General features: G+C 41.7%; 10 protein-coding genes. 7 read left to right on the forward strand and 3 right to left on the reverse strand.

The annotated features are described in order from the left end of the window. Positions 1-245 precede the first annotated feature (245 nt). Positions 246-2729 (forward strand): nitrate reductase catalytic subunit NapA, encoded by a 2484-nt coding sequence (gene napA, locus QPX86_RS16980; protein ID WP_220753894.1) that lies wholly within the window; start codon positions 246-248, stop codon positions 2727-2729. 101 nt (positions 2730-2830) lie between these two features. Further along, positions 2831-3256, forward strand: a complete 426-nt coding sequence (locus QPX86_RS16985) for a nitrate reductase cytochrome c-type subunit (RefSeq protein WP_285163287.1) — start codon at positions 2831-2833, stop codon at positions 3254-3256. A gap of 101 nt (positions 3257-3357) precedes the next feature. On the opposite strand, the gene QPX86_RS16990 is transcribed toward QPX86_RS16985, so the two are convergent. From QPX86_RS16990 to QPX86_RS17000, 3 genes are all read right to left on the reverse strand, one after another. Then, the gene (locus QPX86_RS16990; protein ID WP_285163288.1) at positions 3358-3822 is read right to left on the reverse strand and encodes a GNAT family N-acetyltransferase; all 465 of its coding nucleotides are present in this window, start codon (positions 3820-3822) and stop codon (positions 3358-3360) included. A 199-nt stretch (positions 3823-4021) separates the two neighbouring features. After that, on the reverse strand, positions 4022-6106 hold the full coding sequence (fusA, locus tag QPX86_RS16995; protein WP_220753891.1) for an elongation factor G: 2085 nt from the start codon (positions 6104-6106) through the stop codon (positions 4022-4024). Positions 6107-6560: 454 nt separating this feature from the next. Next, complete coding sequence (locus tag QPX86_RS17000; RefSeq protein ID WP_285163289.1) at positions 6561-11117, reverse strand: ATP-binding protein; 4557 nt, start codon at positions 11115-11117, stop codon at positions 6561-6563. A gap of 124 nt (positions 11118-11241) precedes the next feature. Between QPX86_RS17000 and QPX86_RS17005 the strand changes: the two genes are divergently transcribed. The 5 genes from QPX86_RS17005 (at position 11242) to rsmE (ending at position 15815) form a co-directional block, all read left to right on the forward strand. Beyond that, positions 11242-12153, forward strand: a complete 912-nt coding sequence (locus tag QPX86_RS17005) for a LysR family transcriptional regulator (RefSeq protein WP_220753889.1) — start codon at positions 11242-11244, stop codon at positions 12151-12153. Between the two features lie 57 nt (positions 12154-12210). Beyond that, positions 12211-13380, forward strand: a complete 1170-nt coding sequence (locus tag QPX86_RS17010) for a pyroglutamyl-peptidase I family protein (RefSeq protein ID WP_220753888.1) — start codon at positions 12211-12213, stop codon at positions 13378-13380. A gap of 159 nt (positions 13381-13539) precedes the next feature. Further along, positions 13540-14127, forward strand: a complete 588-nt coding sequence (locus tag QPX86_RS17015; protein WP_220753887.1) for a SprT family zinc-dependent metalloprotease — start codon at positions 13540-13542, stop codon at positions 14125-14127. Positions 14128-14318: 191 nt separating this feature from the next. Further along, positions 14319-15071 (forward strand): endonuclease, encoded by a 753-nt coding sequence (locus QPX86_RS17020; protein ID WP_374758494.1) that lies wholly within the window; start codon positions 14319-14321, stop codon positions 15069-15071. 9 nt (positions 15072-15080) lie between these two features. Next, positions 15081-15815 carry a 16S rRNA (uracil(1498)-N(3))-methyltransferase gene (rsmE, locus tag QPX86_RS17025; protein ID WP_285163290.1) on the forward strand — a complete coding sequence of 245 codons (735 nt, stop codon included), beginning with the start codon at positions 15081-15083 and terminating at the stop codon, positions 15813-15815. Positions 15816-15824 lie beyond the last annotated feature (9 nt).

Genomic DNA, 15824 nt, shown 5'->3' on the forward strand with positions numbered 1-15824 from the left:
ATGTATCGCTTAAATTAACACCAGCTAAATAAGTGACTGAGTAACTTCTAAAATGTGTTATAGATCACATGATAAAATGTGATCTACGACAATAAATCCCCAGTATACTCATTGCGAGGTATACCCATGATAAATGTGAGGTTTAAACTCAACATTATAGAGATGAATAAAGCCATTATTTGGCATATAAAACGATGATTAACCTTTCAAGGTTATCAACTAACAGCAAAGAGTGAGGAAACACCATGAGCATAAGCCGTCGCGAGTTTCTAAAAGCCAATGCCGCTACTGCAGCCGCGTCGGCTGTTGGGCTTGCCTTACCAATCAAAATGGTTCAAGCAGAAGAAAAATCTGCAGAAATTAAATGGGATAAAGCCCCATGTCGTTTCTGTGGTGTAGGTTGTAGTGTATTAGTCGGAACAAAAGGCGGTAAAGTTGTTGCGACTCAAGGTGACCCAGAAAGCCCTGTAAACAAAGGTCTTAACTGTGTTAAAGGCTACTTCCTTTCTAAGATCATGTACGGTAAGGACCGTTTAACTTCGCCATTATTAAGAATGAAAGATGGCAAGTATGACAAAGAAGGCGAATTCACTCCTGTTAGTTGGGATGTTGCTCTAGACACTATGGCTGACAAGTGGAAAGAAAGCATCGCTAAAAAAGGCCCGACTTCAGTTGGTATGTTTGGTTCTGGTCAATGGACTATTTGGGAAGGCTACGCTGCATCTAAATTGCATAAAGCTGGCTTCTTAACCAACAACATCGATCCTAACGCTCGTCACTGTATGGCATCGGCGGTAGGTGGTTTCATGCGTACTTTTGGCATTGATGAGCCAATGGGTAGTTATGACGACTTCGAAGCGGCAGATCACTTCGTGCTTTGGGGCGCGAACATGGCAGAAATGCATCCAATTTTATGGTCACGCTTAACTGACCGTCGCTTAAGCCATGCTGGCAGCAAAGTTCACGTGCTTTCTACTTTCGAAAACCGTAGCTTTGAATTAGCTGATAACGCGATGGTGTTTAAGCCACAGTCTGACCTAGTTATCTTGAACTACATTGCTAACTACATCATTCAAAACGACGCGGTTAATAAAGACTTCGTTAGCAAACACACAAACTTCGCAGAAGGTGTGACTGATATCGGTTACGGCCTTCGCCCTGAGCACCCTCTTGAGAAGAAAGCAAAGAACCCTGGTAATGGTAAGTCTAAGCCTATCTCTTTTGAAGAATACGCAAAGTTTGTCAGTACTTATACTGCTGAATACGCATCTGAGATGAGTGGCGTGCCTGTTGAGAATCTTGAAGAAATGGCTAAAGCATATGCTGATCCTAACATCAAGATCATGAGCTTATGGACTATGGGTATTAACCAACATACTCGTGGTGTTTGGGCAAATAACATGCTTTATAACATTCACTTGCTAACCGGTAAAATTGCCACTCCAGGTAACAGCCCGTTCTCATTAACTGGCCAACCATCAGCTTGTGGTACTGCTCGTGAAGTCGGTACATTCGCTCACCGTCTCCCTGCTGATATGGTAGTGGCAAATCCTAAGCATCGTGCAATGACTGAAGATTTATGGCAATTACCAGAAGGCACTATTCCGCCTAAACCTGGTTACCATGCTGTTCTTCAAAGCCGTATGCTTAAAGATGGCAAACTAAACTGTTACTGGACTATGTGTACCAATAACATGCAAGCCGGTCCAAACATTAACGATGAAATTTACCCAGGCTTCCGCAACCCTGAAAACTTCATTGTGGTGTCTGATCCATATCCTACAGTAACGGCAACAGCAGCTGACTTGATTCTTCCTACTGCGATGTGGGTTGAGAAAGAAGGTGCATATGGTAATGCAGAACGTCGTACTCATATGTGGCATCAGCAAGTTAAAGCACCTGAAGGCGCTAAGTCTGACTTATGGCAGCTTGTTGAGTTCTCTAAGCGCTTTAAGGTTTCAGAAGTTTGGCCTGCAGAGTTAATTGCTAAAAAGCCTGAATACGCTGAAAAGACTTTATATGACATCTTGTTTGCGAACGGCGTAGTGGATAAATTCCCTACTTCTGAATGTAAAGGCGACTACAACGACGAAAACGATGCATTCGGATTCTACCTTCAAAAAGGTCTGTTTGAAGAATATGCTCAGTTTGGTCGTGGACACGGTCACGATTTAGATGCATTTGACAACTATCATGAAAACCGCGGTAAACGTTGGCCTGTAGTCAATGGTACCGAAACGGTTCGTCGTTTTGTTGAAGGCAGTGACCCATACGTTAAAGCGGGTGAAGGTTATAACTTCTACGGCAAGCCTGATGGTCGCGCAGTGATTTTTGCTCTGCCATTCGAGCCTGCTGCTGAAGAGCCAAATGAAGAGTTTGACCTATGGATGTCAACCGGTCGCGTACTTGAGCATTGGCATACCGCCAGTATGACAGCCCGTGTACCTGAACTACATAAGTCATACCCTGATGCACAAGTATTCATGCATCCTAAAGATGCGAGCAATCGCGGTCTTAAAAATGGTGATGAAGTGAAAGTGATTTCTCCACGCGGTGAAGTTAAAACTCGTGTTGAAACCAAAGGCCGCAACAAGCCACCTGTCGGCGTGGTATTTATGCCATTCTTTGATGCTAGACAGCTGGTAAACAAACTATTACTTGATGCAACGGATCCATTATCGAAAGAAACGGATTTCAAGAAGTGTCCTGTGAAGATTGTTAAAGCCTAACTTGACTGAAGCGATGTCTTATCAAACGGAATATAGGCATCGCAATCACTAATTTTCTCTATCCATTTACAAAAAATAATGGATATGACGGAGTGTAAACCATGAAGAAAATACTCAGCCTTGCTGCGATAGTGCTCAGTCTTAGCGCATGCTCAGGTCAACAAACACCAGAAACAGCAGCTCCTGTGACTGTTAAATCACTAGCTGGCGATGTAGCCATTACAGCAACAATGCCAGCAGACGCTAAAGCGACTTACCCAAGCCGTGGTAAATCATTAGAAAGAACATTTGTGCATATGCCACCACTCATCCCGCACAAAGACTCTTATAAAATTACCATGAAGAAAAATGGTTGTTTATCGTGTCACAGCACAGAGAAAGCAGCGCGTATGAAAGCTACGCCTGTTGATGCATCTCACGTGAAAGCTGATGGCGAATTTGACGATAAGTACTACTTCTGCGTCCAGTGTCACGTTGCTCAAGCTGACAACAAAGAAGCCATTGTTGGTAACACTCACACTAACTAAGCTTTATTGAGCCTGTATAGTGCAAGCAATAAAATGCCACCGTCCTATGACAGTGGCATTTTTGATGGCTGCTAATTTTCTAAAGCACTTTATAAAGTATTTTACAGTACTTTGCGCATGACAAAGTTATTAATCTTCTGACCTCTAACTTCCACTCTTTGAGCCTCTTCTTCCACAAAGCCATATCTGCTGAAAAATGGTTTTGCGGTAATACTCACTTCAGCATACAAACTGTTAAGCTTTAACTTTGTAGCCTGATTGAAGATGGCTTGCATTAATGCAGCACCCACACCTTGTCTCTGAAAGTCTGCGCTACAGTAGAAATGATCGATATAACCATCATCTTGAAGATCTGCAAAACCTGCAATCACATGATTAACCTCAGCCACAAACGGATTAATTTTTGTCACTCTTTCTACCCAAGCGCTTTCATTGTACTCATGAGGCGCCCACGCGGTCACCTCAGCTAACGAATAGTGCTGACGGTTAACATTGTGAATAGTGTTCAGCTTTAGCTGCCATAAAGGCTTTACGTCGCTTTTGGTAAAGCGCCTTACTTTAATCATCACTCTTCCTTGGTACTATTTTCCAACACTCTACATCTTGATACATAAGCAGCAAGGCGCTAAAGACACCCGATCTTGAAAAGACACTTGTTGCTTACTATTAACAATAACCAAAAAGATAAATTGTCAGCTTTGAATTTTGAGCATAAAAAAACCGCTGCAAAGGCAGCGGTTTTTAATTATAGAGTTTAGTTAAGAATTACTTCTTAGCTTCACGCTCTTTAACTTCAGCAATTACTTTTTCAGCAACACTGTTTGGACATGGTGCGTAGTGAGCGAATTCCATAGAGAATTGGCCACGACCAGATGTCATAGTACGTAGTGAACCGATGTAACCGAACATTTCTGATAACGGTACGTCAGCTTTAATACGAACACCAGTAACACCAGCCATTTGGTCTTTGATCATACCACGACGACGGTTAAGGTCACCAATTACGTCACCTACGTTGTCTTCTGGGCTGAATACATCAACGTTCATGATTGGCTCAAGAAGTTGTGCACCGGCTTTAGGCATAGACTGACGGAATGCGCCTTTAGCTGCGATTTCGAACGCGATTGCTGACGAATCAACTGCGTGGAAAGCACCATCAGTAAGTTCTAGTTCAACGTCTAACACAGGGAAACCAGCAACAGTACCGGTGTTCATCATGCTAGCGAAACCTTTCTCAACTGCAGGCCAGAATTCTTTAGGTACGTTACCACCAACAACTGAAGAGCTGAAAGTGAAACCAGTGTTTTGCTCACCAGGCTTAATGATGTAGTCAATTTTACCAAACTGACCAGAACCACCAGACTGTTTCTTATGCGTGTAGCTATCTTCAGTTACCTTAGTGATAGTTTCACGGTAAGCAACTTGAGGCTCACCAACAATTAAGTCAACGCCGTAAGTACGCTTAAGGATGTCAACTTTAATGTCTAAGTGAAGCTCACCCATACCTTTAAGGATGGTTTCGCCTGAATCTTCATCAGTTTCTACACGGAAAGATGGATCTTCTGCAATCATTTTACCGATAGCGATACCCATTTTCTCTGAACCACCTTTATCTTTAGGCGCTACAGCGATAGAGATAACTGGCTCTGGGAATACCATTGCTTCAAGAGTACAAGGATGTTTAACATCACATAAAGTGTGACCAGTTTGAACATTCTTCATACCAACGATAGCGATAATGTCACCAGCTTGAGCTGAATCTAATTCGTTACGCTCATCAGCTTGCATCTCAACCATACGACCAACACGCTCAGTTTTACCTGTAGCAGAGTTAAGGATGGTGTCACCTTTCTTGATCTTACCTGAGTAGATACGAACGAAAGTTAGGGCACCAAAGCGGTCATCCATGATTTTGAATGCTAATGCTTTGAAAGGCTCGTCAACAGAAACTAAAGCGTGTTCGCCAGTTTCGTTACCTTCTTCATCAGTAAGAGGCTGTGGATCAACTTCAACTGGATCAGGTAGGTAGTCAACAACAGCATCAAGAAGAAGCTGCATACCTTTGTTCTTGAATGCAGAACCACAGTAAGTAGGGAAGAATGCCATTGTACGAGTACCAGCACGGATACAACGCTTAATGTCTTCCATAGATGGCTCTTCGCCTTCCATGTAAGCTTCCATTAGATCGTCGTCTTGCTCAACAGCAGTTTCGATTAGCATTTCACGGTATTCTTCTACCATGTCAACCATATCAGCTGGAACGTCTTCGATCTTGTAGTTTTCTGCTTGTCCAGTTTCATCCCATATCCACGCTTTGCGGGTTAGAAGGTCAACTACACCAGTAAATTCGTCTTCGATACCAATCGGTAAAACCATAACCAATGGGTTAGCAGCTAGAACGTCTTGAGTTTGCTTAACAACGCGTAAGAAATCAGCACCCATACGGTCTAATTTGTTTACGAAGATGATACGAGCAACTTCTGATTCGTTAGCATAACGCCAGTTAGTTTCTGACTGAGGCTCAACACCACCAGAACCACAGAATACACCTACACCGCCATCAAGAACTTTAAGCGAACGGTATACTTCAACAGTGAAGTCAACGTGGCCTGGAGTGTCGATAACGTTAAAACGGTGGTCATTCCAGAAACAGCTTACTGCTGCTGACTGAATAGTAATACCGCGCTCAGCTTCCTGTTCCATGAAGTCAGTAGTAGATTCACCATCATGTACTTCACCGATCTTGTGGATCTTACCGGTTAGCTTAAGGATACGCTCGGTGGTCGTGGTTTTACCCGCGTCAACGTGAGCGAAGATACCAATGTTTCTGTATTTGGATAATTCGGTCATGATTCAACTTTAATGATTAGTTAAGAGGTAAACGGAGTATGTAAAAAAGCTAGACACACCGCACATCTGGTTATTTAAGGCGCATATTGTAAGTGGGAACCTTCAAATGCGCAAATAGGACTTGCAAAAATTATCACATTTTGCAAAAAAAAATTGCCTTTAATTTCATTATTCCTAAATAAAACAATAAAATAAAAGTTATTGTTTATTTTTCAAACAACTTAATTTTTCAGACCCAAATCGGGTATTTTTTATGGCGACTAGGTTGAGTAAGACATTTTTTCTGCAATCGGCAACAAAAAAGCGAATTTGTATCAATTAATTCAATCTTAATTACGTTAATTTGTGTCGAGTTCAATCTTGCATAGCGATAAAAAATCCCCAGTTTTTCAACTGAGGATTTATTCAAGCAATTTAGTTAGCGTAATAGCTTTACAATCACGCTAATTGATTGTTACTCACCATCGATAGGTAAAATAACAAACAGTAAATCGCCTTGAGAAACCTGTTGGCCATTACCGTTTAGAATACGTTCAATACGGTATTTCTGATTTTCAGGATAAAGCACAGCGTTTTGACGGTTAAACCCAGCTAGAGTCACTTGCGAGAACATCTTCATCGCTTCTGTAAGCGCCAAATTCTGATCCACAGTAACAATGTCACCTTCTTTAACGAAGTCAGGCTCACCTGGCGCTGGTGACGTATAGAAGATACCTGCACCTTGTGCCAATACTTTAAGCTCATTACTTTCAGCAACACGCAGTGACTCAGTATCTAAACCTACTGTTTCAGCAGCCGCTTCCATTTCAGCAACCAATGCAGGCACGTCTAGCTCTGCCATTAAGCGTGGTAAGTAATTAGTATCGTAAACCCCTTCATTGAACGTCGCATCCTTAAGGATAAGCTTCAATAATGGAATGTTTGTTGCGATACCTTTAATCACTACACTATCAAGGTAAGCTGACATCTTAGTGACGACATCTTCACGTGACTCACCGCGAATAATAATTTGTGCAATCAAGCTATCGTAGTATGGCGATACTTCTTTACCAGTTTCAGCAATAGAGATGATTTCAATACCTTCACCTTCTGGCATGATGCACTCAGTGATCATGCCAGGGTTTGGTAATAACTGAAGAATACCATCGCTATCAAGCGCAGCTTTTTCAGCAGTCACACGAACTTCCATAGCGTAACCTTGATCAACAGGCTCTAAATCTTCAATTGAGCGGCCCGCAGCAATATCAAACTGCGCACTAACAATATCAATACCCGAGGTTGCTTCAGTAACAGGATGCTCTACTTGAAGACGTGTGTTCATTTCCATGAAGTACACTTCGTTAGCATCAAGGTTGTAAATAAACTCAACGGTACCAGCGCCCATGTAATCAGTCGCATCACCTAAGTCTCGAGTGTATTCAAGAACGCGTTGCTTAAGCTCTTCTGGCAACATTGTCGAACCAGATTCTTCAATCACTTTCTGGTTGTTACGTTGCACTGAACAATCACGAATACCCAATACTTTGGTGTTACCAAATTTATCACGTAATAACTGTACTTCGATGTGGCGTAGAGACGTTACATACTTCTCTAAGTACAAATCGCCGTTACCGAATGCTGCTGCAGCTTCAGTAGATGTTTTTTGGAATAAACCAATCATATCTTCAGGTTTAGTTACAACTTGAATACCTTTACCACCACCGCCTTGTACCGCTTTAAGCAATACTGGGTAGCCAATTTCAAGTGCAACATTCACCGCTTGTTCAGCATTAGTCAAAATACCATGCGAACCAGGTACTACAGGTACGTTTTGGTCTTGTGAAGTCTTAATAGCGTTCGACTTGTTACCCATAGTTGTCATTGAGTGTACGCTTGGGCCAACAAAGTTAACGCCATTGTTCACACATAAAGCAGCAAACTGCGGGCTTTCTGATAAGAAACCAATACCTGGGTGAAGTGCATCAACATTTTCGTAGTCAGCAACTTTTAGTACAGAATATGCATTCAAGTAACTTTCGTCAGATGTATTACCACCAATACAAACCAGCTTATCGTTCACCTTAAGCATGTCAGCTGGGACTGAAGTCATATCAGGATCAGATGCCACAAGTACAACGTTAATGTTGTTATCGTGTGCTTTACGGATCAATTTAACCGCTGTACAGCCTCGAGCATGTACTAAAACTTTATCGATAGGCTTCATTAACTCACGAGGATCGTCTTGAACAATCTTCTCTTCAATGGCTTTAACTTCAGGCACTAAGCTTGATAATGCTTTAGCAATAATCTCATTTGCGTGCAGCGTTGGTAGCGGCATCAATGGATCAATACTTGATAAATGACTATCTAAGGTATCGCTGAACGGGTTGTGTACTAAGCCTGTCATTGCACCAGGAACTTTCGACAAGTAGTTCGATAAGGTCGCTGTTGATGGTAAGTACGCAGGAACAACCATTTGACCTGCAAACGGCATGTTAGTACCCGATAGGTAATAAGTTTGCACTAACGGATGGGTCACGAAACTTGCTTGTGCGCCACCGGTACAATCACCAAAACCAAACATCAATACTGGTAATTCGTTATCACGGACAAAACGCGTGATACGGTCGTTCACTACCGCCATTGAGAATAGTGCCGCAGCACCTTCTTTGGTTTGCATACCACCAGAACTGATGAAACACACCACTGGTAATTTACGTTTAGCACATTCAATCAATAGCGCACTGAATTTCTCAGCACTTGCCATATCGAACGCACCCGCTTGGAAAGCGATGTTAGACACAGCAACACCAACACGATGCTTACTGTCACCATGTTCAAAGTCAGCAACACCAGTAATCAAACCACAAGGGCGAATACCTTTATCTAATGCATCTTCAATTGATAAACGGAAACCAGGGAAGTTAAGTAAGTTAGCTGACATTTTGTCGCCATTTAACTCTTCAAATTCGCTGAAGAACTTACCAATGACATTCTCCCAACCCATTTTTCCTTGGCGTTTTTCATCGCGAAGTACTTTTTGGATAAGTAGATCTTGGTAACCCATGGTTAGACGGTTCCAGAAATCTTTACGACGACCAATACGTACAGGGTTAATTGCACCAGTGTATTTGCTTTGGTCCTCTTCACTGTCGAAGTATTCAGGCAGTAAACGCTCAAAGAAGTAGGTCAAAATAACGAATAAACTGTCATTTAATTGCGGGTTACCGACACTCTTCCATTGCTCAACACGCGTTAGCAATTCTGCACGGTTAGATTGATCCATGAAGAATTTAAGCCACTTGTAGAACTTGTTCTTATCGTTCGCATCATCATTTTTTGAAATCGCGATATCGATAGATGTATGAAGTAACTTGTCTACAGATTCACGTGAAAGGCTCTTAGACATCATCGCTTCTTTCGAAATCGATGCTAAGTTCTGCACAACATTGTCGTATAACGCATTAAAGATAAGGACGTTATGACATTGCCAAATAAAATCTTCACGTAGCTCGTCATTAACCACAATATCAAGAACAGTTAATTGGTTTAATTCAGGCCAAGGCGCTTGAGTTTTTGATGCTGGCAATGATTCAAGATGCTTAATTAAGCCTTTGAAGTTGTTGGCCGCATTACTCTTCCAGCGGTGGTATAAAGACCAACCAATATTGAACAATAACGCCTTACGGGCTTTTTTATAGTTCTCTTTTGGCTCACCTAGGATGAAACGTGTGATCACGTTACGTTCAGTTGAGATCTCATTACGCTTGCTATCAAACGTACCCCAAAGCTTATTCAGCTCTTCGTCATAAACAAGCTTGTCAGGTGTTGATAACCAAGCTTGAAAGACACTGTCTTGCTCTTGTTGGATACGTTCAAGTAAGTCACCTTCTGGCACACTCACTTTAGATAAACGACCGTACTGCTCAACCGAAATTGAATGAATACGACTACGCAGCGTTAGGTAACGTAAATAACGGTATGCACTACCAAATAAGTTGTGGTGCATGGTTGGGCTGCTAGCCACAGCTAAACCTTGGTTATTTTCTAGTGCAACGAGGTTCTTAGAAGGATCTAAGTAGCGTGTCAGACTGCGGTCGTAATGCTCACGTAAATCAGCAGAATCACGAACAAAGTTAATCGCTGCAGTTTCTACTGCTTCGATACTGCTGATAATTGCGCGGCGTAAATTATGTTGGCGCTCATCTTTATCATATGGAGAGAAATCAACAATACCGTCGATACAACCTGCAGTCAGTAGCTCTTCAGGGGAAACACCCACTGATTTAGCACATTCCTGCCAAGATAAGTTGTATTTACGCGCAATAGATTGGAGACCTTGTGGCTGAATCGTATTGAAAATACCATCACGCAGTGACAATAAGATGTTGGCCGCAGCTAATGGAATCGCTCCGCCAGAGTAACCTGCACCAATAACGATACCGACAGTTGGTACGTCAACGTTGGCACTTTCAGCAATCGCTTTAGAAATCGTGTGAGCTTGGTTTTGGCTGTTAGCGACTTCACCCGCATCGGCACCAGGAGTATCAATTAAGTAAACGATTGGCATTGATAGTTCTGAAAAATGACGAATCGCTTTACATGCAGCTAGGTGATGCTCAGGCATCCAAGCGCCATTGCCAGTTGTTCTTTCTTGGGCAATAAAACCAACACGGCGAGTACGAGAACCAAAGTTTAACTCGATTTCTGCACTGTAAAACGAGCCAAGATGATTTTCGGCAATTAACTTACCTTTTAAATCAGCAATAACACGTTTTGCACTTGGGCGGTTTTTATCTTGAGTCGGTTGAATAACTTTCGTTACGTAAGTATCGACATCGAGTGTCGCTAACTCTTTTAAGTTTGATTGGATTGCATCTTCAGACAACAATCCTTTGATTTCTTCGGCCAAAGATTGCTTGCTATGAGCAGGAAATAATGAAAAATCTTTAGCTAAATGTTCCGCTTGTAAAAATAGCGGATCAGCCGCTTGAGCTGTTGTCTTGTTTACGGGCTGCTTTTTGCTAGTCATCAAAAGATCCTCTGCTTATATAGCCTCTAAAATTTTTAGACGGTAAATATAACTTTGTTCCCTGTCAAATTACCATTAAACTATCGGAGACGCTTTGTTCCATTTTTGAGACAGTGAGGCTAAGGTGCCTGATTTAAACGGTATGATGCTGTTTGCAGCAGTAGTTAGAGCAAAAGGTTTTTCACAAGCGGCCCGAGACATCGGACAACCAAAATCAACCATTAGTCGCAAGGTTGCTCAGCTAGAAGAGCAGCTAGGCGTGAGGTTACTGCAACGTGACACCCGTAATTTAAGTCTCACTCAAGTTGGTTCGTTATTCTTTCAGCATTGTGATTCTATCAGTCAAGAAATCGATGCGGCAAAAGCCATTATTGAAAATACCCACAGTGATATTTCAGGTTCATTGCGAGTGGCCATACCAGTCTCATTCTCCCAAGAAGTGATTGCTAACTTATGTAGTAGCTTTATGCGCCTTTATCCTAATATCGAACTGGATGTTCAATTTACCGACAGCAATGTTGGCTTAGTAGGCGAAGGCTACGATATTGCTATTAAATATGGTCCGTTAGAATCTTCTGATTTAGTCGCAAAACTGCTATTTGAACGCCAACCTATTTTAGTCGCAAGTCCTGGATATCTCAAAAAATCAGGCACACCTGCGACGCCACAAGAGTTAGCCCAGCACAGTGGTATATTATTAGGCACCAGCTTATCCGCGCCAATTTGGCCTGTAGGTAAAGGAAGTCGAAAAACCATGGCCAGCTTTAAGCGTAAAGTCAGGGTCAATAGTGCCAGTATGGTTAAGCGGTTAGCGCAAGATGATTTTGGTATTGCTATGCTATCCAATAACAGCTGTAAGCAAGAGCTTGCTGCGGGAAGCTTAGTCCCGATTTTACAAGAGTGGCCAATGGAATCATTTAAAGTTTATGGTGTGTATTCTAGCCGTAAGCAATTAGCCAATAATATCAGCGCTTTTCTAGACTTTTTTGCCAAACGATACAGTAGCCAAGAGTCTTTGCAATCAATAATGAATTAGTATCAAAGCCGTGGTAAATTAACCATAACAACGAAAAGACATCCTAAAGGAATAGCCATGTTCAAGCCCCTAATCACCGGCACTTTGTTTGCTGCAGTACTTCTATGTAGCCACTCTGCTTATGCACAAGACTCAAGCAAACTAGACGTAGAAGAACTCCGCCTACCGCAAGTGATGGATGTCATGGCTGATGTAGCCAACCGTTTTGATAACCTCAATACTCAGCTAGACAACCAACTTATTGCTTCCACAGACGAGCTTGCCATTACTCAAATGGTAGCATCTCAAGGCACCAAACTGTGGCAGCAAGCTGTTGCAGATGTCAAAGCGGGTAACTATGATGATCGCGCTCTGTATTGGAGCCGTTTAGCCATGCGAAAAACCTTAAAAACCGCTGATGCCGGATATAATATCGTACCTTGGCAACGAGACATTCTTGTTAAAGCATTCGAAAAATCTTCTCGTGGTTTAAGCGATATTCATTTTATGCCTGAAACTCGCATCAAAATTTTACTAACAGGTTTTGACCCATTCTTTTTAGATAAAGATATTACCCAAAGTAATCCATCAGGATTGACAGCATTAGCTCTCGACGGAATGACCTTCGATGTTGACGGTAAGCAAGCGCAAATTGAAACCGTGATGATTCCAGTCCGATTTGCAGACTTCGATAATGGCATTATCGAATCACTGCTCACGCCTATGTATCGAGATAACAGTATTGATATGATTTTCACAGTCAGCATGGGCCGTGATGATTTTGATATTGAACGATTCCCTGCTCGTGGACGAAGCGCTGCAGCGCCAGATAACTTAAACGTTTATACTGGTGCAAACAAAACTACACCTAAAGCACCGTTATTTAATGGCGGCACCTTAAATGGGCCAGAGTTTGTTGAGTTCTCACTCCCTGTCAAAGCAATGCAACAAACTGAAGGTCAATGGCAGGTCAATGATAACCACCAAGTCACTACCGTTAGTCGTGGCCAGTTTGACGCTAAATCGCTTTATGAGTTAGTTAATGAAACCTCAGTTGAAGGTTCAGGTGGTGGGTATTTATCTAATGAAATTTCCTATCGCAGCATATTACTGAAAGAGCAGTTTAAACGTGATATCCCAGTTGGGCACATCCATACCCCAAAAGTCACTGGCTATAACGCTGATACTGAATGGGCTATCGTGCAACAAATTGTCGAGATGGTGAAACTTGCTGCAGCGCAAAGATAAGTTTTACCAGTAAAAGGTTTGCCGTATAGCTGTTGTTCAAGATTGCGGCAAACCAGTTCAACACGATATACTCAAATGCGTTTTTTAACCCATGATATGATGTGATTCTCATAGCCAAACACTCATTCCAATCATTTTAAGCCTTAACAATCACCTCTTATGTTTAAATCACTATTTAGTCGAAATACACAAACCAAAACTACTAAGACGACAGGTGTACGTTCACCCAAATCACTCATTTCCGCTCCAAGCTGCCTTGCTAAAACTGAAGCACAACAGCAAGTACTTCAAAAAATAGAAACCGATTATCAGCAAGCAGAAGCCATTTTAAAGCGCCAATTTCCAAGACCCGTTGTGCAATTTACGTTAAGAGGAAAAAGTGCAGGAACAGCTCATTTACAAATGAATAAGTTACGTTTTAATCCTGTATTATTGGAAGAGAACAGCGCCGAATTTATTGAACAAGTCGTGCCCCACGAAATCAGCCATTTATTGAGTTTTCAATTATATGGCCGAGTAAAACCTCATGGACTTGAATGGCAGCGCATTATGCATCATGTTTTCAACGTTCCAGCAGATACGACTCACCAACTGAATACTCAATCGGTTGCAGGAAAGCAATTTGAGTATTTCTGTGCTTGCGGCCCAGTGATGCTATCCATTCGACGCCACAATAAAGTCGTTCGTAATCAAACTCAGTACCGCTGTAAAAACTGCGCACAAGTGCTCTCATCAGTATCTAAATAGCTAAAATATATGATAAAAACGTACAAAGGTTTATTTAATACATTACAAGTTAATTGAAAGCATAATAAATAGCATATTCGATTGTTAAACCCCATTGCATCCGCAGTTTCAATCCCTTACCATCCTTCACAAATATCAGGTGATACTAACCCGTATCCCCTGTGCCGTATTGAATGAAGTTAGGGTTTATTTTGTCGTATCAACACGTAAGAAAAAGTTACCAAATTATCGCTGTATTAGTCATCGCTATTATCGCCATTATATCCAGTTATAGCGTAGAAGCAGCAAAGCACCCAACCAGCTTTAGAAGTGCTAAAAAAATCGCGCAGAAAATATATAGTAAGTCATTACCTATGAGCAGTTTCTATTGTGGTTGTGATATTAATGTCATTGGTAAACAATGGAAACCTGATTTAGAAAGCTGTGGTTACCAAGTTAGAAAACAAATTCCACGCGCCAACAGAATTGAATGGGAACATGTGGTACCCGCTTGGGAGTTCGGTCATCAACTACAATGTTGGCAAGACGGTGGTCGTAAAAATTGTGGTAGAAATAGCCCTGAATTTAAAAAAATGGAATCTGACTTACACAACCTCACACCAGCAGTAGGTGAAGTAAACGGTGATAGAAGTAACTATCGTTTCAGTGAATGGAATGGACAAGCTACTCAATATGGCCAATGTGCTATGGTAGTCGACTTTAAAGGTCGAAAAGCGCAGCCTCCTAAACAAAGCCGCGGCGCAATTTCTCGTACATACTTTTACATGCAACAAACTTATGGGTTATCTATCTCTTCAAGCCAGAGACGATTATTCGAAGCATGGAACAAAACTTATCCAGTTGATAGCGTAGAATGTTTACGAAATGAACTAATTGCAAAAAACCAAGGCAATCATAATAATTTTGTCTTAAAACAATGTCAGAATCTCGGCCTCATTGATTAAGGATTTACTATGCGCGTCCCAAGAATTTACCAACCTATCAATGAGCTTACTGTGAATCAGCAAGTAAAATTAGATGAAGATGGCGCTGCTCATATTGGCCGCGTTTTACGTATGAGCGAAGGTGAAAACATCAGCCTGTTTAGTGGTGATGGCTTTGATTACCTTGCAACGATCATAAGTGCCAATAAAAAAAATGTCACCGTTGAAATTATCAACAAAACAGAAAATAACTCAGAGTCGCCACTCGACTTGCATCTAGGACAAGTTATTTCTCGCGGTGACAGAATGGACTTCACCATTCAAAAATCGGTTGAATTAGGTGTTACCACTATTACACCGCTATTTTCTGATCGCTGTGGTGTCAAACTTAATGGCGAACGTTTAGAGAAGAAAATTAACCAATGGCAAAAAATTGTTATCAGTGCCTGTGAGCAATCAGGTCGCAGTTTTGTGCCAACAGTTAGACCTGCAATGACTTTAAGCCAATGGTGCGCTGAACAAACAGATGCATTAAAGTTAAACCTACACCCTCGCGCTGCGCACGGCATTAATGGTTTAGCATTAGAAAATACCAAAGTACGGTTATTAATTGGCCCTGAAGGCGGTCTATCAGAAGAAGAGATAGCGATGACAGAAACGCACCTCTTTACCGACGTATTACTTGGTCCACGAGTATTGCGTACAGAAACAGCTTCACTAACCGCGATTACCGCTTTGCAATTACGATTCGGTGATATCGGTTAATCAATGATA

Source organism: Shewanella goraebulensis (genome assembly GCF_030252245.1).
GTDB classification, from domain to species: Bacteria; Pseudomonadota; Gammaproteobacteria; order Enterobacterales; family Shewanellaceae; genus Shewanella; species Shewanella goraebulensis.